The sequence below is a fragment of the Ruegeria sp. AM9 genome (genome assembly GCF_056540565.1).
Window position 1 is genome coordinate 128,451 of sequence record NZ_JBQFWY010000007.1, and the last position, 18,028, is coordinate 146,478.

At 58.5% G+C, this 18,028-nt stretch carries 23 protein-coding genes; 12 read left to right on the forward strand and 11 right to left on the reverse strand.

The window, feature by feature from the left end; translation table 11 throughout:
• Positions 1-35 precede the first annotated feature (35 nt).
• The 7 genes from ACR0DO_RS13505 to mdh form a co-directional block, all read right to left on the reverse strand.
• On the reverse strand, positions 36-740 hold the full coding sequence (locus ACR0DO_RS13505) for a sulfotransferase family 2 domain-containing protein (RefSeq protein WP_480559452.1): 705 nt from the start codon (positions 738-740) through the stop codon (positions 36-38).
• Between the two features lie 57 nt (positions 741-797).
• A complete protein-coding gene (locus ACR0DO_RS13510; protein WP_480559454.1) occupies positions 798-1,340 on the reverse strand; it encodes a DUF805 domain-containing protein in 543 nt (180 codons plus the stop codon).
• Positions 1,337-1,990: a hypothetical protein gene (locus ACR0DO_RS13515; protein WP_480559456.1), complete on the reverse strand. Its 654-nt coding sequence runs from the start codon at positions 1,988-1,990 to the stop codon at positions 1,337-1,339. Before ACR0DO_RS13515 ends, ACR0DO_RS13510 begins: the two co-directional genes overlap by 4 nt.
• Before the next feature lie 36 nt (positions 1,991-2,026).
• Positions 2,027-2,908: a succinate--CoA ligase subunit alpha gene (sucD, locus tag ACR0DO_RS13520; RefSeq protein WP_480559458.1), complete on the reverse strand. Its 882-nt coding sequence runs from the start codon at positions 2,906-2,908 to the stop codon at positions 2,027-2,029.
• A gap of 80 nt (positions 2,909-2,988) precedes the next feature.
• Positions 2,989-3,480, reverse strand: a complete 492-nt coding sequence (locus tag ACR0DO_RS13525) for an RDD family protein (protein WP_480559460.1) — start codon at positions 3,478-3,480, stop codon at positions 2,989-2,991.
• An 8-nt stretch (positions 3,481-3,488) separates the two neighbouring features.
• Positions 3,489-4,682 (reverse strand): ADP-forming succinate--CoA ligase subunit beta, encoded by a 1,194-nt coding sequence (gene sucC / locus ACR0DO_RS13530; RefSeq protein ID WP_170446187.1) that lies wholly within the window; start codon positions 4,680-4,682, stop codon positions 3,489-3,491.
• Positions 4,683-4,990: 308 nt separating this feature from the next.
• Positions 4,991-5,953: a malate dehydrogenase gene (gene mdh, locus ACR0DO_RS13535; RefSeq protein WP_170673531.1), complete on the reverse strand. Its 963-nt coding sequence runs from the start codon at positions 5,951-5,953 to the stop codon at positions 4,991-4,993.
• Positions 5,954-6,114: 161 nt separating this feature from the next.
• Between mdh and ACR0DO_RS13540 the strand changes: the two genes are divergently transcribed.
• A complete protein-coding gene (locus ACR0DO_RS13540; protein ID WP_480559462.1) occupies positions 6,115-6,870 on the forward strand; it encodes a sulfite exporter TauE/SafE family protein in 756 nt (251 codons plus the stop codon).
• Here ACR0DO_RS13540 and ACR0DO_RS13545 read toward each other — a convergent pair.
• Positions 6,867-7,166 (reverse strand): hypothetical protein, encoded by a 300-nt coding sequence (locus tag ACR0DO_RS13545; RefSeq protein ID WP_170446179.1) that lies wholly within the window; start codon positions 7,164-7,166, stop codon positions 6,867-6,869. The two genes, ACR0DO_RS13540 and ACR0DO_RS13545, sit on opposite strands and share 4 nt — an antisense overlap.
• 169 nt (positions 7,167-7,335) lie before the next feature.
• Here ACR0DO_RS13545 and ACR0DO_RS13550 point away from each other — a divergent pair, with 169 nt between their 5' ends.
• From ACR0DO_RS13550 to ACR0DO_RS13600, 11 genes are all read left to right on the forward strand, one after another.
• Positions 7,336-8,193 carry an HpcH/HpaI aldolase/citrate lyase family protein gene (locus ACR0DO_RS13550; RefSeq protein WP_170446176.1) on the forward strand — a complete coding sequence of 286 codons (858 nt, stop codon included), beginning with the start codon at positions 7,336-7,338 and terminating at the stop codon, positions 8,191-8,193.
• Positions 8,194-8,199: 6 nt separating this feature from the next.
• Positions 8,200-8,754, forward strand: coding sequence for an NnrU family protein (locus ACR0DO_RS13555; protein ID WP_480559465.1), 555 nt, complete (start codon positions 8,200-8,202; stop codon positions 8,752-8,754).
• 12 nt (positions 8,755-8,766) lie between these two features.
• Positions 8,767-8,973, forward strand: a complete 207-nt coding sequence (locus ACR0DO_RS13560) for a DUF1737 domain-containing protein (protein ID WP_170327177.1) — start codon at positions 8,767-8,769, stop codon at positions 8,971-8,973.
• Positions 8,973-10,001 (forward strand): MaoC family dehydratase, encoded by a 1,029-nt coding sequence (locus ACR0DO_RS13565; RefSeq protein WP_480559467.1) that lies wholly within the window; start codon positions 8,973-8,975, stop codon positions 9,999-10,001. Before ACR0DO_RS13560 ends, ACR0DO_RS13565 begins: the two co-directional genes overlap by 1 nt.
• 55 nt (positions 10,002-10,056) lie before the next feature.
• Complete coding sequence (locus tag ACR0DO_RS13570; protein WP_480559469.1) at positions 10,057-10,719, forward strand: DUF1194 domain-containing protein; 663 nt, start codon at positions 10,057-10,059, stop codon at positions 10,717-10,719.
• A gap of 213 nt (positions 10,720-10,932) precedes the next feature.
• Positions 10,933-11,316 (forward strand): succinate dehydrogenase, cytochrome b556 subunit, encoded by a 384-nt coding sequence (gene sdhC / locus ACR0DO_RS13575; RefSeq protein WP_480559471.1) that lies wholly within the window; start codon positions 10,933-10,935, stop codon positions 11,314-11,316.
• A gap of 11 nt (positions 11,317-11,327) precedes the next feature.
• Positions 11,328-11,699 carry a succinate dehydrogenase, hydrophobic membrane anchor protein gene (locus tag ACR0DO_RS13580; protein WP_170446160.1) on the forward strand — a complete coding sequence of 124 codons (372 nt, stop codon included), beginning with the start codon at positions 11,328-11,330 and terminating at the stop codon, positions 11,697-11,699.
• Positions 11,700-11,724: 25 nt separating this feature from the next.
• Positions 11,725-13,533 carry a succinate dehydrogenase flavoprotein subunit gene (gene sdhA, locus ACR0DO_RS13585; RefSeq protein WP_480559473.1) on the forward strand — a complete coding sequence of 603 codons (1,809 nt, stop codon included), beginning with the start codon at positions 11,725-11,727 and terminating at the stop codon, positions 13,531-13,533.
• Between the two features lie 12 nt (positions 13,534-13,545).
• Complete coding sequence (locus ACR0DO_RS13590) at positions 13,546-14,325, forward strand: succinate dehydrogenase iron-sulfur subunit (RefSeq protein ID WP_170673518.1); 780 nt, start codon at positions 13,546-13,548, stop codon at positions 14,323-14,325.
• Positions 14,326-14,462: 137 nt separating this feature from the next.
• Positions 14,463-14,609: a hypothetical protein gene (locus ACR0DO_RS13595; protein ID WP_170446152.1), complete on the forward strand. Its 147-nt coding sequence runs from the start codon at positions 14,463-14,465 to the stop codon at positions 14,607-14,609.
• Positions 14,610-14,646: 37 nt separating this feature from the next.
• The gene (locus ACR0DO_RS13600; protein WP_480559476.1) at positions 14,647-14,835 is read left to right on the forward strand and encodes a hypothetical protein; all 189 of its coding nucleotides are present in this window, start codon (positions 14,647-14,649) and stop codon (positions 14,833-14,835) included.
• A 27-nt stretch (positions 14,836-14,862) separates the two neighbouring features.
• On the opposite strand, the gene deoD is transcribed toward ACR0DO_RS13600, so the two are convergent.
• The 3 genes from deoD to ACR0DO_RS13615 form a co-directional block, all read right to left on the reverse strand.
• The gene (gene deoD / locus ACR0DO_RS13605) at positions 14,863-15,576 is read right to left on the reverse strand and encodes a purine-nucleoside phosphorylase (RefSeq protein WP_480559478.1); all 714 of its coding nucleotides are present in this window, start codon (positions 15,574-15,576) and stop codon (positions 14,863-14,865) included.
• A gap of 16 nt (positions 15,577-15,592) precedes the next feature.
• Positions 15,593-15,910 (reverse strand): H-NS histone family protein, encoded by a 318-nt coding sequence (locus ACR0DO_RS13610; RefSeq protein ID WP_170446144.1) that lies wholly within the window; start codon positions 15,908-15,910, stop codon positions 15,593-15,595.
• A 124-nt stretch (positions 15,911-16,034) separates the two neighbouring features.
• A complete protein-coding gene (locus tag ACR0DO_RS13615; protein ID WP_480559480.1) occupies positions 16,035-18,002 on the reverse strand; it encodes a methylmalonyl-CoA mutase family protein in 1,968 nt (655 codons plus the stop codon).
• Between the last annotated feature and the right edge of the window lie 26 nt (positions 18,003-18,028).

Here is an 18,028-nt window from a genome sequence, read left to right on the forward strand (position 1 = left end):
GAACCTCGAATGGGCTGGCGGTTTCGGTTTTAGTCTCAGTGCTGCGGGCTGTCGGGGTAGCCCAGCGTGTCAAACACCCAGGCCATGTTTCGTCGGACAATATCGATCGTTTCGGTGTCATAGTACTCTGGCACAGGTATTCCTTTTCGTCGTTCTTTCATCGATTTGTCATGCCCTAGGTTAAAACTGTTTTCCGGCAGGCCAAAATCAGCGAAAATACCGTTCAGGTCGGCAACCAGATGTTCCTTTTGAATAAAGCGATCCACGATCAAAATGTTGTCGATCGAAACGATTTCCCAATCGATGGACCAGGTTCCTGACAAGATGAACGATTTGAACTGCTCACATTCTATTTTCGAATCTTCCGAGGGCAGGTTCTGCTGGTGTTTCATGAAATGAAACTGAGACACGGCCCGGTCAAAAGGATCGCGGACATTTGCGATCTTGGTGTATCCGTCGAATTTTTCGGCCCCAAGGTTCTCTTTGACTTCCCAGGCAGGCATGTGGTTGCGCCATGGGTATTTGTGCTTGCGCCAGAACTGCCAATCCGGATGCGGTTCACGCCGCCCAGGCCCCCGCGCCCCCACGATCCCGTATTTTGAAACCCTGACCTTTCCGTTTTCCATTTCCCCCAAGCCTGGTTTTTCGCAAAGCGGCTGCAGGACCTTTTCCGTCGACGTGCCAGCCGTCTTCGTAGTCTTGAGGTAGATGAATTTATGCTTGTGGCACACCAGAACCATTTCAGCGGTCCTTTCCGGAAGACGATGGCCAGGGTCTTTTATGCATTCCAAGTCCGTTCACTGGGGCACCTCAATTGGATTGGGGCCGTATTTATTGACACCTGGCTGGCTTGGGCGGGTCAACCACCACAACACCAGAAGGGGAGACACAAATAGAACGATCAGCGTCGGAAGAACGACCAGCAGAGTGGCGCGGGTGAACAGGATGTCCAGGTTGCCACCATGCTGGAAATGGGACGCAAGGCCGATGCCGAAGATCAGCACCGCAAAGGCGCCAAGGATCAGCAGGATCGGCAGCAGTGCGTAAAGCCCGCTGCGCCCGGTATCATGCATCCGCCGCCACGCAACGGCCAGATGCGGGATGAACACGATCAGGGTCACAATGCGTTGCACTGGCTGGTTGGACGTAGCGGTGACCTGTTTGACTTCGTCGGTCTGCGTCGTGGCGACCTGCGTGAAGAACTTCCAGTCGATGATCCCGGCAATAAAGCTCCAGATCACGATGAACAGGAAAAAGAACCAGTATTCGGGCCGCGAGGCCCGACCCGAAAAGGTGAAGAACTTGGAGAAACAGGCGCGGATGGCGTCGGAGAAGGTCATTCTGATTTCTCCGGTTGCTTAGATGTATGGGTCGAATAAACGACTGAAACATCGATATCGGAACCAGACACGGCTGAAATACGCTCGGTGTTCAAGATGGTTCCATTCAATGTTCGTTTTAAGCCGCCGCTTTTGGATGATTGAGGTCGAAGATAGTAGACAGGTGGAAGCTTCTGAGGATCGCGTCCCGAGTCTCCAATCAACTGCTGAAATGTATATGGAGAATCTTCGACTTTTAACGCAATCACACAATTCACTTCGTGATGGATTTCATGCTCGACAATACGAACGCGCAAAATGCTCCCGGTTTGATCTCGCACAAACCAACGATCTAGATTTTTTGTGCCTTCTATCTGCTTCAGCTTGCGCGCGCCTGCTGCGTATTTCTGTGCTTGTTCCCATCTGCTTACGATTCTTGTATCAGGGATTTCCCCAAACCCAAGTTGGTACCTTAGGAACGTCGCCGCAAAAGACCTCATCGCGCGGTCGTCGAGATCCGCAGGCAGGCTGACGGTCCAGCCGATCTTGGTGACGGCATCTGTCAATGTAGCCAAATCCGCCATCGACTGGCACGCAGCAACTGTTTCCGATGCTAGGTCCGAGTTATTCGCGGCAACTGGGGCGGCAGTGGCTGCCGCAATGGCAGCCACGAAACCAAACAGGAGTTTACCGCACCAATTCACGGCTTAGCCAATCGCTTCCAGCACAGCCTCACCCAGCTGGGCAGGGCTTTCGGCCACGACGATACCGGCCGAGCGCATGGCTTCGATCTTGTCCTCGGCACCACCCTTGCCACCGGCGACAATCGCGCCCGCGTGGCCCATGCGGCGGCCCGGAGGCGCCGTGCGGCCCGCGATGAACCCGGCGGTCGGCTTTTTGCGGCCTTTCTTGGCCTCATCCGCCAGGAACTGCGCGGCTTCTTCCTCGGCCGAGCCACCGATCTCACCGATCATGATGATCGACTCGGTTTCGTCATCCGCCAGGAACCACTCCAGCACGTCGATATGCTCGGTGCCTTTGATCGGGTCACCGCCGATGCCCACACAGGTGGACTGGCCCAGGCCCACATCGGTGGTCTGCTTGACGGCTTCATAGGTCAGGGTGCCCGAACGCGACACAACGCCGACCGAGCCGCGCTTGTGGATGTGGCCGGGCATGATGCCGATCTTGCAGGCGTCGGGCGTGATGACACCGGGGCAGTTCGGGCCGATCAGGCGCGATTTGGAGCCTTCCAGCGCGCGTTTCACCTTCATCATGTCCAGAACCGGGATGCCTTCGGTGATCGCCACGATCACTTCCATCTCGGCATCAATCGCCTCAAGGATCGAATCCGCGGCGAAGGGCGGCGGAACATAGATCACGCTGGCGTTGGCTTCGGTCACATGCTTGGCCTCGTGGACCGAGTTGAACACGGGCAGGTCAAGATGGGTCATCCCGCCTTTGCCGGGGGTCACGCCGCCGACCATCTTGGTGCCATAAGCAATGGCCTGTTCGCTGTGGAATGTACCCTGCGAGCCGGTAAAGCCCTGACAGATTACTTTGGTGTTTTCGTCGATGAGGACTGCCATTTGGCGTTCTCCTTTTACGGGCGGTCGTCGTTCCGCCATGTCGTTTTAAGAAAGGCGAGATTTTTCACGCCTCTGGCTATCTACGCTTTTTGAGTGAAGTGAACGGGCTCAGCTGGCTTACGCTCAACAACAACAACAGTCTTTGCCAGTTTGTCGTGCCAGCCCTGATTGCGAGGGTCCAAAAGTACCCAAAAGTAGCCAGCACACAGAGGGATAAACGAAAGGAAATAGGCGAGGTATCGACCAATCGCCTGACCCAACGATGGTTTCTCGCCGGTTTCCGCATCCACGACCTTCAACTTCAGGACTATTTTTCCCGGCGTTGCCGAGAGCGTTACCCAAAACACTACAACAGCAAATGCAGGAGCGACCCAGTTAATTAAAAAGTCGGCCGGACCAACTATAATATCCGGGTTGTCGAAGTAGTGATTGCCATAGATGGACAGCGAAAGCGGGATTGTAATTAGCGAAATAATCACCGCATCGATAAGCATTGCAGCAAATCTGACGCCGAATCCAGCATAGGATACGACAGCTTCTGGCTGGGAATATGCGCCGTTGTCTTCGTTCATCTTGTTCCTCAGCCCTTAACCGCCTTCACGATCTTCTCGGCACCGTCTTTCAGGTTGTCCGCTGCGATCACGTCCAGGCCAGAGGTGTTGATGATCTCTTTGCCCTTCTCGACATTCGTGCCTTCCAGACGCACGACCAGCGGAACCTGCAGGCCGACCTCTTTCACCGCGGCGACAACGCCCTCGGCAATCACATCACAGCGCATGATGCCGCCGAAGATGTTGACCAGAATGCCTTTGACCTGCGGGTCCGAGGTGATGATCTTGAACGCTTCGGTCACTTTCTCTTTGGTCGCGCCACCGCCCACGTCGAGGAAGTTGGCGGGCTCGGCCCCATAAAGCTTGATGATGTCCATGGTGGCCATCGCCAGACCGGCACCGTTCACCATGCAGCCGATCTCACCATCCAGCGCGATGTAGTTCAGGTCGTATTTGCTGGCTTCCAGTTCCTTGGGGTCTTCCTCGGTCGTGTCGCGCAGCTCGGCGATATCGGGGTGGCGGTAGACCGCGTTGCCGTCAAAGCCGACCTTGGCGTCCAGCACCTTGAGGTCACCGCTGTCCGAGATGATCAGCGGGTTGATCTCCAGCATCTCCATGTCCTTCTCGACGAAGGCTTGGTACAGCTGACCCATCAGCTTAACGCATTGTTTGACCTGCGCGCCCTCCAGACCCAGCGAAAAGGCGATGCGGCGGCCGTGATAGGCCTGATAACCGGTCGCAGGATCAACCGAGAAGGACAGGATTTTCTCGGGCGTGGCCGCGGCCACTTCCTCGATATCCATGCCGCCTTCGGTCGAGCAGACGAACGAGATGCGGCTGGTCTGGCGATCCACCAGCAGGGCCAGATACAGTTCGCGTTCGATGCCGGAACCGGCTTCGATATAGATACGGTTGACCTGCTTGCCTGCGGGGCCGGTTTGATGCGTCACCAGCGTGCGGCCCAGCATCTTCTTGGCTTCTTCGGCGGCTTCTTCCACCGATTTGGTCAGACGCACACCGCCTTTTTCACCGGCGTCGGATTCCTTGAACGAACCTTTGCCGCGTCCACCTGCGTGGATTTGTGCTTTGACAACCCACAGGGGGCCATCCAGTTCACCAGCTGCGGTTTTGGCTTCCTCGGCGCGCAGAACCGCGCGACCTTCGGAGACCGGAGCGCCATAGCTGCGAAGAAGAGCTTTGGCCTGATATTCGTGAATGTTCATCGAAACTGTCCCGTCTGACTACGATTACACCGTTATAGAGGTGTCTACGGGGCATTTATAAAGGGTTTTTTTATGCCAACGCGGTTTTTAGCGCAGATTTTCCGCTTTTGTGATCACAGCTTTTTGGGGTGTGATCACAAAAATTGCGCAGGGTGTCGGATGATTCGATTATCGTGTCGGTGCGCTTGATATTGCACTCAAAAACGCGTTTGCGCCAACATCCGCGACCACACGTAAACGGGCGGAAATGCGCAAAAGAAAACCGGCCCAGAAGGAGGCCGGTTTTCACGTTTAAACAGCTTTTGCAATTAGCCCAGCGAGCTGTCGATGCCTTTGCACGCTTCGATCAGGCCCTTCACGGCGTTGACCGAGTTGTCGAAACCGGCCTGCTCTTCTTCGTTCAGCTTGATGTCGACGACACGCTCGATGCCGCCCGCGCCAATCACGGTGGGCACGCCGACATACATGCCTTCGACGCCCAACTCACCATCGCAATAGGCGGCGCAGGGCAGCACGCGCTTCTGGTCTTTCAGATAGGCTTCGGCCATTTCGATCGCCGAGGTGGCCGGTGCGTAGAACGCCGAACCGGTTTTCAGCAGGCCAACAATCTCGGCGCCGCCATCACGGGTGCGCTGTACGATGGCGTCCAGCTTTTCTTGCGTGGTCCAGCCCATCTCGACCAGATCGGGCAGCGGGATACCGGCGACGGTCGAGTAGCGAACCGACGGCACCATGGTGTCGCCGTGGCCGCCCAGAACGAAGGCGGTGACGTCGCGCATCGACACGTTGAACTCTTCCGACAGGAAGTGTGCAAAACGGCCCGAGTCCAGAACGCCTGCCATGCCGCAGACCTTGTTGTGCGGCAGGCCCGAGAACTCGCGCAGAGCCCAGACCATCGCGTCCAGCGGATTGGTGATGCAGATGACAAACGCATCGGGTGCGTTGGCGGCGATGCCTTCGCCGACCGACTTCATGACCTTCAGGTTGATGCCCAGCAGGTCGTCGCGGCTCATGCCCGGCTTGCGCGGCACGCCTGCGGTTACAATGCAGACGTCTGCGCCTGCGATGTCCTCGTAGGACTGGGTGCCTTTCAACTTGGCGTCGAAGCCTTCCGAGGGACCGGATTCAGCGATGTCCAGCGCCTTGCCTTCCGGGGTGCCTTCGGCGATGTCGAACAGGACAACGTCACCAAGTTCTTTCATTGCTGCGAGGTGGGCGAGCGTGCCGCCGATCTGACCTGCGCCGATCAGCGCGATCTTGGGTCTGGCCATTTGGAAAATCTCCGGTCGGTTTTGAAATCGCGGTCGTGCTAGTCGGTAAATGGCTTTCGCGCAAGGGTTATGCGGCGTGGCATACAACCGCATACAGTTTGCACTATGTCTGGTGATTGCGCTAAACGGCCTGTTAGACAAGCCTATTCACGGGATGCCACATGTTCGAATTGGACCTGATGTTTTTTGCTGTGGCGATCCCTGCCGTGATCTTTGCCGGCATCTCGAAGGGTGGGTTCGGCTCGGGTGTGGCCTTTGCGTCGTCGTCGATTCTGGCCTTGATCCTTACGCCCGGACAGGCGTTGGCGCTGATGCTTCCGATCCTGATGGTGATCGATGTGGCCACTCTTGGCCCATACTGGAAGCGCTGGAGTTGGCCGGATTCACGCCTGTTGATCCTGGGCGCAGTGCCGGGTGTTGCGCTGGGCGCGTGGCTCTATCGCGCGACGGATGACGACCTGTTGCGGTTGTTGATCGGAGGGATCTCGGTCGGTTTCGTGATCTGGCACATGGCGCAGAGCAAGGGCCTGATCCGTGGTTTTGCCAACCGCCTGCCAGCATCCGCCGGGCTGTTCGCAGGTCTGGTCGCCGGCTTTACCAGTTTTGTCAGCCACGCGGGCGGCCCGCCTGCCGCCGTCTATCTGCTGTCGCAACGCCTGTCGAAGACCGAGTTCCAGGCCTCGACCGTACTGGTGTTCTGGGTCATCAACAGCGCAAAGTTCATCCCTTACGCTTATCTGGGCCTGTTCACCTGGCACACGGCGCTGGCGGATCTGCTGCTGGCCCCGTTTGCCATCCTTGGCGCGTGGCTGGGCGTCCGGGCGCATTTCATGCTGTCCGAGCGCCTGTTCTTTGGCATTGCCTATGTGTTGCTGACCCTAACTGGCAGCAAACTGATCTGGGACGCGCTGACCTAGACGTTGGGGGGCAGCGCCTCGGCCATCTGTTCATAGGCCTGGCCCGAGGCGATCAGGCAGGTCATCCCGTCGGGCAGAGTTACCGTGATTGTCCAGCTGCCGGTTTGGTCCGAGGCAAAGACCTCTATCACCGCGCCCTGTCGCGCGATGCCGATGCCGCGGCGCGTCTCGCCATAGGCCTTGGTCAGCCGCTTGACCACATCCTCCCGCGGGGCGCAGGTGCGGGCTTGTACCTGTTGCGCGGCCAAAACCATGAGTCCCAGGCCCATCGTCATTTTGAAAAGCGTCTTTTTCATCTCTCACCCCTTTCGATTTCATCTGCAAACAGGGTGCGGATGGGGTGCAGAAATCTGGTTAAAACTCCGCGCGTTGCGTCACGTATGCTGCATCGCGGCAAATTTTCTCTTGAACTTTCCGGCAAAAAATGGCCCATTCCGCGCAACATTCTTTCAAAGGGAGAGGCCAATGGACCCCCGTCAGCGCCCCTATCGTTCCGTTCTCTATATACCCGGTTCGCGCGACCGGGCGCTGGATAAGGCGCGCACCTTGCCGGTGGATGCGATCATCTTTGACCTCGAAGACGCGGTCTCGGCGGACGAAAAACCTAATGCCCGCGAAACCCTCAAGGCGGCTTTGGCAGCCGGAGGCTATGGCTCGCGGGTCAAGATTGTCCGCATTAACGGGCTGGATACCGAATGGGGCCGCGCCGATGCCGAGGCCGTGCGCGAGATGGATGCGGATGCGGTGCTGTTGCCCAAGGTGAATTCCGCCGCCGACGTTGATGCGCTGGCTGCGATCACTGGCGACATGCCGATCTGGGCGATGATGGAAACCCCGCGCGGGATGCTGAACGCGGCCGAAATCGCCGCGCACCCGCTGATGGCCGGGTTCGTCATGGGCACCAACGATCTGGCCAAGGAACTACAAACCCGCTTCCGCCCCGACCGCCTGCCGATGATGACCTCGCTGGGACTGTGCCTGTTGGCCGCCAAGGCCGAAGGTCTGATTATTGTCGACGGCGTCTACAACGCCTTCAAGGATGGCGAAGGTCTGGCTACCGAATGTGAACAGGGCCGTGACATGGGTTTTGACGGCAAGACACTGATCCACCCGGCACAGGTCGACATTACCAATGCGGCCTATGCCCCGTCGGATATGGAAATCGATCTGGCCCGCCGCCAGATTGCAGCCTTCGAAGAGGTTGAATCGCAAGGTCAGGGCGTTGCTGTCGTGGATGGGAAGATTGTTGAAAATCTGCATGTTGTAACTGCCCGTGAAATTCTGGCAAAAGCGGAGGCGATTTCAGCTTTGCAAGCGGGGTAAGCCAGCATGGGCTTTGTTCTTCTGATCCTTGGGGTGGCGCTTTGGTGGGCCGCCCACCTGTTCAAACGCCTTATGCCGGCGCAGCGTGCGGCCATGGGCAATGGTGGCAAAGGCGCCGTGGCGCTGGCGCTGGTCGCGGCAGTGCTGCTGATGATTTTCGGTTATCGCATGACCGATTTCATCCATGTCTGGTCGCCGCCCTCCTTCATGATCCACATCAACAACCTGCTGGTTCTGATCGCCATCTTCATGATGAGCCCCGCTGGCCAGAAAGGCCGACTGCTGAACAAGATGCGCCACCCGATGCTGGCCGGTTTCCGGGCCTGGGCCTTTGCGCATTTGCTGGTGAATGGCGATCTGGCATCGATCATCCTGTTTGGCGGTCTGTTCCTGTGGGCCATGGTTGAGGTGGTTGTGATCAACCGCGCCGAACCCGAGTGGACCCCGGCTGAACCCGGCACCTATGGCAAGGACGCGATGTTCTTTGTGGCCTCGATCCTGCTGTTCGGGATCATCGGCTACATTCACGGGCTGGTCGGCCCGTCTCCGTTCCCGTCGTAAGGATCTGGCACAATGGCAAAACTCTATCGTCTGTTGACCGAAGAAGACACATCCGCCTTCTGCCACAAGGTGTCGGATGCACTGGCAAAGGGGTGGGAGCTGTATGGCGACCCGTCCTATGCCTATGACGAAAACAGCCGCATGATGCGCTGTGCGCAGGCCGTGACCAAAGAGGTCGAGGCCGACTATTCCCCCGAAATGAAACTGGGACAGCAGTAATGGCAAAAACCAATCCGGGCCGCTTTTTCGAGGATTATGCCGTCGGGCAGGTGCTGCATCACGCGGTACCGCGCACCGTAACCGACGGCGAGCGTGCACTGTATCATGCGCTCTACCCGGCGCGACATGCGCTTTATTCCTCGGACGAGTTCGCCCGGACATGTGGATTGCCGCAAAGCCCGATTGACGATCTGGCAGCGTTCCATGTGGTGTTTGGTAAAACCGTTCCCGATATCTCGCTGAACGCGGTGGCCAATCTGGGTTATGCCGAAGGGCGCTGGCTGAAACCGGTCTATTCCGGCGACACGCTGCGCTCGGAATCCGAGGTGATCGGGGTCAAGCAGAACTCGAACGGCAAGACCGGCGTGGTCTGGGTGCGTACGCGCGGCCTGAACCAGCGCGATGAGGTTGTCATTGAGTATGTGCGCTGGGTGATGGTGCGCAAAGCGAACATCGACGCCCCCGCGCCCGAGGCGGTGGTGCCGGACCTGAAAAAGGTGCTGGAGCCGGGCGACCTGGTGGTGCCCGAGGGCCTCGATTTCTCGAACTATGATTTTGTTCAATCCGGTGAAGCCCATCGTTGGGGCGATTACAAGATCGGCGAAACCATCGACCACGTCGATGGTGTGACCGTCGAAGAGGCTGAACATATGCTGGCCACCCGTCTGTGGCAGAACACGGCCAAAGTGCATTTTGACCTGACCTTCCGCCCCGATGGGCGGTTGATCTATGGCGGGCACGTGATTTCGATGGCGCGGGCGCTATCGTTCAACGGCCTGGCCAATGCGCAGATGATCGTAGGCCTGAACGGCGGAGCACATGCCAACCCATGCTTCTCGGGCGATACGATCAAGGCCTGGTCCGAGGTTCTGGACAAGGCCGAGACCAGCGTGCCCGGCGTAGGTGCCATTCGCCTGCGTCTGGTTGCCACCAAGGGCGGTGCACCCTTTGAACTAAAGGGCGAAGACGGACGCTACAAGCCAGACGTCCTGCTGGATCTGGATTACTGGGCGTTGATGCCGGTCTGACGGCACCGCACATTGATTTGATCGCAGCCTGCGACATTCATGCTAGGCTGCGGTCATGGTCCTGATCCGTTCCCTCGCTGCCTGCCTGTTTCTGACCCCGCCCGCCTTGGCGTGTGATCTTGCGCTGGCTCTGGCGGTGGATGTGTCCGGGTCGGTCGATACCAGCGAGTACCGGATTCAGATGGATGGTCTGGCCGCCGGACTGCGCGACCCCCTTGTGTCCGAGGCATTGGTGCGCGGTCAGGCGCAGGTGATGCTGGTGCAATGGACCGGAGCCTCGCGCCAGAAGGTGACGATCCCGTGGACCCGGATCGACAGTTTCGACACGCTCGAACGGTTTGCCGATCAGGTCGCCGCCGACCCCCGCGTCTGGCGCAATTTCTCGACCGCGATCGGTGAGGCGCTTGAGATGACCCTGTCCAGCTTTGACACCGTGTCCGAGTGCAAACGCCACCTGATCGACATCTCGGGCGACGGGGTGTCGAACGAAGGGGTTGAGCCGACAGAGGTCCACGGCGTGTTGCGCAATCGGGGTATCACGGTCAACGCCATCGCAATCGAGGAAAGCGAACCCGACCTGACCGCCTATTTCTTTGAAAACGTCATCGTTGGCGAAGGGGCCTTTGTCGTCTCGGCCGCCGGTTTTGCAGACTATCCCGAACGGATCCGAAAAAAGCTGTTGCGCGAAGTGACCCAGCAATCCGCCGCTTTGGAGTGAGCTCCGCAGATTCGTGATCACAAAGATTGCAACCTTAGGACGCTAACATTGATTTAACTGTATAAGTTTTGTGATCACGGTAATATTTTGTGTGATCACATTTTTCCGAAATCTGCGGTTTTGTACTCATTTTACCTGTTTTTGCGCCCGCAGCACGTGACAGATTGGCAAAAACAGGTAAAACGACGGGTAGCCAACGAAAGAGGAGCCGACATGGCCGATGTCAATCGGGGCAACCGCCCGCTCTCGCCACATATTATGATTTATCGCCCCCAGATGACGTCGACGTCTTCGATCATGGTTCGTCTGACCGGGATCGGGGTGTTCGCCGTTGCCATTTTTGTTGTCTGGTGGCTGCTGGCCGCATCGACTTCGGAAAGCGCATTTGCGGGGATCGACGGTTTTCTGCGCAGCTGGTTCGGTGACCTCATCCTGACGGCTGCGACCTGGGGGTTGTGGTATCACACGCTGGGCCGTCTGCGGCACGTCATTTGGGATTTCGGATATTGTCTCGACATCGAGACCGCCGAGAAACTGGGGCTGGGCATGTTCGTTGGTGCGACCGTCCTGACCCTGATCACCGTACTTGCGGTTTAAGGAGACGGCACATGCAATATCTGACTGACCGCAAGCGCGCACAGGGTCTGGGCGCAGGTAAATCCGGCACACTCACCCATTGGCGGGTCATGATACGGGCGATGATCCTGACCGTATTGATTCCGATTTTCATCTTCACCTTCGGCGCCGGTATCGGCGGGACTTACGAAGAGGTCGTGGCCTATTTCAGCCGTCCGTTCCCGGCGCTGGTGACGGCGCTCACCCTGGTCGTGGGTCTGCTGCAACTGATGTATGAGGCGCAGGAAGCGATCGAGGACTATGTGCACGGGACGCTTGAGAAAATCTCTCTCGCTGCAATGTGGGCCCTGGGCTACACGCTGATGGCGGCCGGGCTGTTTGCCCTGGTCAAGCTGGCCCTGTGATGATGCGCGGTAAGGAACAAGAACAATGACAGCAGCATATGAATATGAAACCCACGAATACGACGTCGTTGTCGTAGGTGCCGGTGGTGCAGGTCTGCGGGCGACGCTGGGCATGGCGGAACAGGGCCTGCGCACGGCCTGTGTGACCAAGGTTTTCCCGACCCGCTCGCACACGGTTGCGGCGCAGGGCGGTATCGCCGCATCGCTTTCGAACATGGGCCCGGACCATTGGCAGTGGCACATGTATGACACCGTCAAGGGTTCGGACTGGCTGGGTGACACCGACGCGATGGAATACCTCGCCCGTGAGGCACCCAAGGCCGTCTATGAGCTGGAGCACTACGGCGTGCCCTTCAGCCGGACCGAAGAAGGCAAAATCTATCAGCGTCCCTTTGGCGGCCACACCACCGAATTTGGCGAAGGCCCCGCCGTGCAGCGCACCTGTGCCGCCGCCGACCGGACCGGCCACGCGATCCTGCACACGCTGTATGGTCAGTCGCTGAAAAACAACGCCGAATTCTACATCGAGTATTTCGCCATCGACCTGATCATGTCCGAGGACGGGCAGTGTCAGGGTGTCGTCTGCTGGAAGCTGGACGACGGCACGATGCACGTCTTCAACGCCAAGATGGTGGTGCTGGCGACCGGCGGTTACGGTCGGGCCTATTTCAGCGCAACTTCGGCCCATACCTGCACCGGTGACGGGGGCGGCATGGTCGCCCGCGCGGGTCTGGCCCTGCAGGACATGGAATTCGTTCAGTTCCACCCGACCGGCATCTACGGTTCGGGCTGCCTGATCACCGAAGGTGCGCGTGGTGAGGGTGGTTACCTGACCAACTCGGAAGGCGAACGGTTCATGGAGCGGTATGCGCCCCAATACAAGGACCTGGCGCCGCGTGACTATGTCTCGCGTTCGATGACCATGGAAATCCGCGAAGGCCGTGGTCACGGCGAGAACGGCGACCACATCCACCTGAACCTCAGCCACCTGCCTGCCGAAGCACTGGCCGAACGTCTGCCGGGGATTTCGGAATCGGCGCGCGTGTTCGCGGGTGTCGACGTGACCAAAGAACCGATCCCGGTTCTGCCGACCGTGCACTATAACATGGGCGGTATCCCAACCAACTATTGGGGTGAGGTGCTGAACCCCACCGCCGACAACCCGACCGGTGTTGTCCCCGGCCTGATGGCTGTGGGTGAAGCGGGCTGTGCCTCGGTCCACGGTGCGAACCGTCTGGGTTCAAACTCGCTGATCGACCTCGTGGTGTTTGGCCGCGCGGCGGCGATCCGGGCGGGTGAGGTTGTTGACGCGAAGGCTCCGAACCCGGTTCTGAACCAAGCGTCGGTCGACAAGGCGTTTGATCGCTTTGACGCGGTGCGCAACGCCAGCGGCGCGATCCCGACTGCCGATCTGCGGCTTGAGATGCAGCGGACGATGCAAGAAGACGCAGCTGTGTTCCGGACTGCCAAAACCATGGCCGAGGGCGTCGAGAAGATGACGGCTATCGCTGCCAAGATGGACGACCTGAAGGTTACCGACCGCTCGCTGGTCTGGAACAGTGACCTGATGGAATCGCTGGAGCTGACCAACCTGATGCCGAGCGCGCTGGCCACCATCGTCGGGGCTGAGGCCCGCAAGGAATCCCGCGGTGCCCACGCGCATGAGGATTACACCGAGCGTGATGACGAAAACTGGCGCGTCCACACCGTGTCGCGGGTTGAGGGCAACAAGGTAGACCTCAGCTATCGCCCGGTCATCGTTGACCCGCTGACCACCGAAGACGAAGGCGGCATCAGCCTCAAGAAAATCGCGCCCAAGGCGCGGACGTTCTAAGGAGAGGAACTTATGGTACAACTGACCCTCCCCAAGAATTCGCGCATCACCACGGGCAAAACCTGGCCCAAGCCGGAAGGCGCGACCAATGTGCGGAAATTCCAGATCTATCGCTGGAACCCGGAAGACGGCAAAAACCCGCAGCTCGACACCTATTTCGTTGACATGGACAGCTGCGGCCCGATGGTTCTGGATGCGCTGATCAAGATCAAGAACGAGATCGACCCGACTCTGACCTTCCGCCGGTCGTGCCGCGAAGGCATCTGTGGGTCCTGCGCGATGAATATCGACGGGATCAACACGCTGGCCTGTATCTATGGTATGGATGAGGTCAAGGGCGACGTGAAGATCTATCCGCTGCCGCATATGCCGGTGGTCAAGGACCTGATCCCCGACCTGACCCACTTCTATGCCCAGCATGCAAGCATCATGCCGTGGCTGGAAACCAAGACCAACCGCCCTGCGAAAGAGTGGAAGCAGTCGATCGAAGACCGCAAGAAACTGGATGGTCTGTATGAATGCGTGATGTGCGCCAGCTGTTCGACCTCGTGTCCGAGCTATTGGTGGAACGGCGACCGCTATCTTGGCCCCGCCGCGCTGCTGCACGCCTATCGCTGGATCATCGACAGCCGCGATGAGGCCACGGGCGAGCGTCTGGATGAGTTGGAAGACCCCTTCAAACTGTATCGCTGCCACACCATCATGAACTGCGCCAAGACCTGCCCGAAAGGTCTGAACCCGGCCAAGGCGATTGCCGAGATCAAAAAGATGATGATCGACCGCGGGGTCTGAGAAACGTCCAAAAGACTGCACTTGCCGCATTGCGGCGAGTGCATGGCGACTTTGCAAAACTATGCAATGCAAACTTTCCTGTTCAGGTTTAGCTTGCCTGCAGGGAGGAGTGATGGAACCGAAACGGGATCGCTCCGATGCAAGAACAAAAAGCAGAAAACACCAAGGCAGCCGAAGCTCTGGCTTTGTTGGAACAGGCCTGGGCCTATTACATCCCTGAACCTGCGGTCGTGTCTCAAGAGCAGCACGAACCTGAATTGTTCGAATACGCAAACGCCGCCTGACGCTTGAAATCGCGCAGAGATTGGGCAATGCATAGGCATGCCCATTCTGTTGCTTTTACTGGCCGCCGGTGTGTTCGCCTATTTCGTCTGGCGGTCACGGACGTCTTCTTTGACGCGCGATTGCCGATGGCGGCAGCACCGCAAGGAAGGTGTCTGGACTTGCGCCTACTGCGGGGCGCAGCAAGAGGGTGCGGACGCGCCCAATGCCTGTTTGAAAGGAAATTAGGCGGGCGTTCTCCGCCCTGTTTTTTGTTTATGCAGCGTCGGGAAAAGCGGCCTGCAGGGCAATCTCGACCATATCGCCAAAGCTGCTCTCGCGTTCCGAGGAAGGCAGCGCCTCACCGGTCAGCAGATGATCGGACACGGTCAGAACGGCCAGAGCGCGGCAGTTGTGACGCGCGGCGAGGATGTATAGCTCGGCGGCCTCCATCTCGACCCCAAGAATACCGTGCCGCACCATCTGTTCATTCAGATCGGGACGCTCATCATAGAAAACGTCTGACGAATAGATGCCGCCAACATGGGTTGGCGTGCCCTTGGCTTTGGCAGCTTTCGCCGCAGCCTGTAGCAGGCCCCAATCGGCGCAGGGGGCGAAGTTCAGCTCTTTCAGGATGCCGCGCGATGGTGTGCTGAGCGTGGTCGACGTCATCGCAAGGATCACATCGCGGATTCTCACACTGTCCTGCATTCCGCCACACGACCCGATGCGGATCAGGGTTTTGGCGCCATAATCGCGGATCAACTCATTGGCATAGATCGACAGGGACGGCATCCCCATGCCGCTGCCCTGAATGGTGACCGGGTTTCCATTCCAGGTTCCGGTAAAACCCAGCATACCGCGCACATTATTGACAAGCTTGGCGTCCTGCAAAAACGTCTCTGCCGCCCATTTCGCCCGATATGGATCACCGGGCATTAAAACGGTTTCAGCGATTTCGCCTTTTTCGGCACCGATATGAATTGTCATTTTTTTCCAATTCCCGTCAGATCGCGAAATCCGAGATATCCGCACCGGCATTCAAGGCATCGTGAACCCATTGCGGTTTACGCCCGCGGCCCGACCAGGTTTGTTCCGGGTTGGCCGGGTTTTTGTACTTTGCCTTGGTTTTAGAGGCTTTGGCCGGTTTTGCTGCGCCTTCCGAGAGTTCCGAAAGAGAAAATCCAAATTCGGCAGCGGCTTTTTCCGCGGCTTTCAGCGCCTCTTTACGCTCGCGTTTTTCCGCGCTTTTGAGTGCGCTTTCCACCTGATCACGCAATTCCAGCAGTTCTTTGCGCGACATTTTCTCGAGGCTGATCGCCATTTCTTTCTCCATTCCGAAAAATACCATTAATGGGCGTAATGGCCCACCGTAAGTTCAAATTCGGTTTTTATCTATCCCTTTGTCAAAGGCAATAGATTTGGAGGAGGTAATGGAAAAGCGGCCGTCATTCGGCTGCAATGTTCTGTGGATCGACCAGAGTCACGATGTCGCCCATGATTGCGTTCAGCTCAAAATTCTTGGGTGTATAGATTTTGGACACACCCATTGCACTGAGTTTTGCAGCATCCTCATCGGGAATGATCCCGCCGACAATCACGGGAACATCGGTCAAACCGGCCTCGCGCAGGCGGGTCATGACATCCTGAACCAGCGGGATATGACTGCCGGACAGGATCGACAGACCGATCACATGGGCCTTGTCCTCGATCGCGGCTGCAATGATTTCCTCAGGCGTCAGGCGGATGCCCTCATAGCTGATATCCATGCCGCAATCGCGGGCACGGAAGGCGATCTGTTCGGCACCGTTCGAATGACCGTCCAGCCCCGGTTTGCCGACCAGGAATTTCAGGCGGCGGCCCAGTTTGTCGCTGACGGCGTCAACGGCGGCGCGCAGGTCGTCCAGACCTTCGGTTTTGTTCGACACTGACCCGGAAACGCCAGTCGGGCCGCGATAGGTGCCGTAGACCTTGCGCATTTCCTCGGCCCACTCACCGGTGGTGACACCGGCCTTGGCGGCGGCAATCGACGGCCCCATGACATTGGCCCCGGTTTGTGCTGCCTCGCGCAGCGCGGACAGAGCCGCCGTAACAGCCGTGCCGTCCCGTTCAGACCGCCACTCATTCAGCCGGTCGATCTGCTCCTGTTCCACCGCCGGATCGACGACCATGATGCCGCCATCCTCGGTTTGCAGGGGCGAGGCCTCACCCTCGGTCCATTTGTTCACGCCAACAACGACGGTTTCATTGCGTTCGATCCGGTTCAGACGTTCCGCATTCGAATCGACCAGACGCGATTTCATGTATTCGATCGACGCAACCGCGCCGCCCATCGAATCCAGGTTGGCCAGTTCAGCCCGCGCGCCCTCTTTCAACTCTTCGACCTTGGCGTCCACGGCCGGGTTGCCGTCAAACAGGTCGCCGTACTCCAGCAGGTCGGTTTCATAGGCCAGGATTTGCTGCATTCGCATCGACCATTGCTGATCCCATGGGCGGGGCAGGCCAAGCGCCTCGTTCCACGCGGGCAATTGCACCGCGCGGGCGCGGGCCTTTTTCGACAAGGTCACGGCCAACATCTCGATCAGGATGCGGTAGACGTTGTTTTCCGGCTGCTGTTCGGTCAGGCCCAGCGAGTTCACCTGCACCCCATAGCGGAAGCGGCGGAACTTGGGGTCTTCGACGCCATAGCGGTCTTTCAGGATCTCGTCCCAAAGGTCGACAAAGGCGCGCATTTTGCACATCTCGGTGACAAAACGGATACCGGCATTCACGAAGAACGAAATCCGACCGCAGAGCGCCGGGAAATCCTCGGCGGGGACGCGGGGGCGCAATTCGTCCAAAACGGCGATGGCGGTGGCCAGCGCGTAAGCCAGTTCCTGCTCGGGCGTGGCACCGGCCTCTTGCAGGTGATAGGAACACACGTTCATCGGGTTCCATTTTGGCACGTTGGTATAACAATACTCGGCCACGTCGGCGATCATCTTCAGCGACGGCTTCGGTGGGCAAACGTAGGTGCCCCGGCTGAGGTATTCCTTGATCAGGTCGTTCTGCACGGTGCCCTGCAGCTTGGACACATCCGCGCCCTGTTCCTCGGCCACGGCGATATACAGCGCCAGCAACCAAGGCGCCGTGGCGTTGATCGTCATCGAGGTGTTCATCTGCTCCAACGGAATCTGGTCGAACAGTACCCGCATGTCGCCCAAGTGGCTGATCGGCACGCCCACTTTGCCGACCTCGCCCCGCGCAAGTGTATGGTCGCTGTCATAACCGGTCTGCGTCGGCAGATCGAAGGCCACCGACAACCCCGTCTGACCCTTTGCCAGGTTCCCGCGATACAGCGCGTTCGACGCCTTGGCGGTGGAATGACCGGCATAGGTTCGGATGAGCCAGGGGCGATCTTTCTGCGTCTGCGTCATAGCGGGACCTCGTGCTTTGCGTGGGC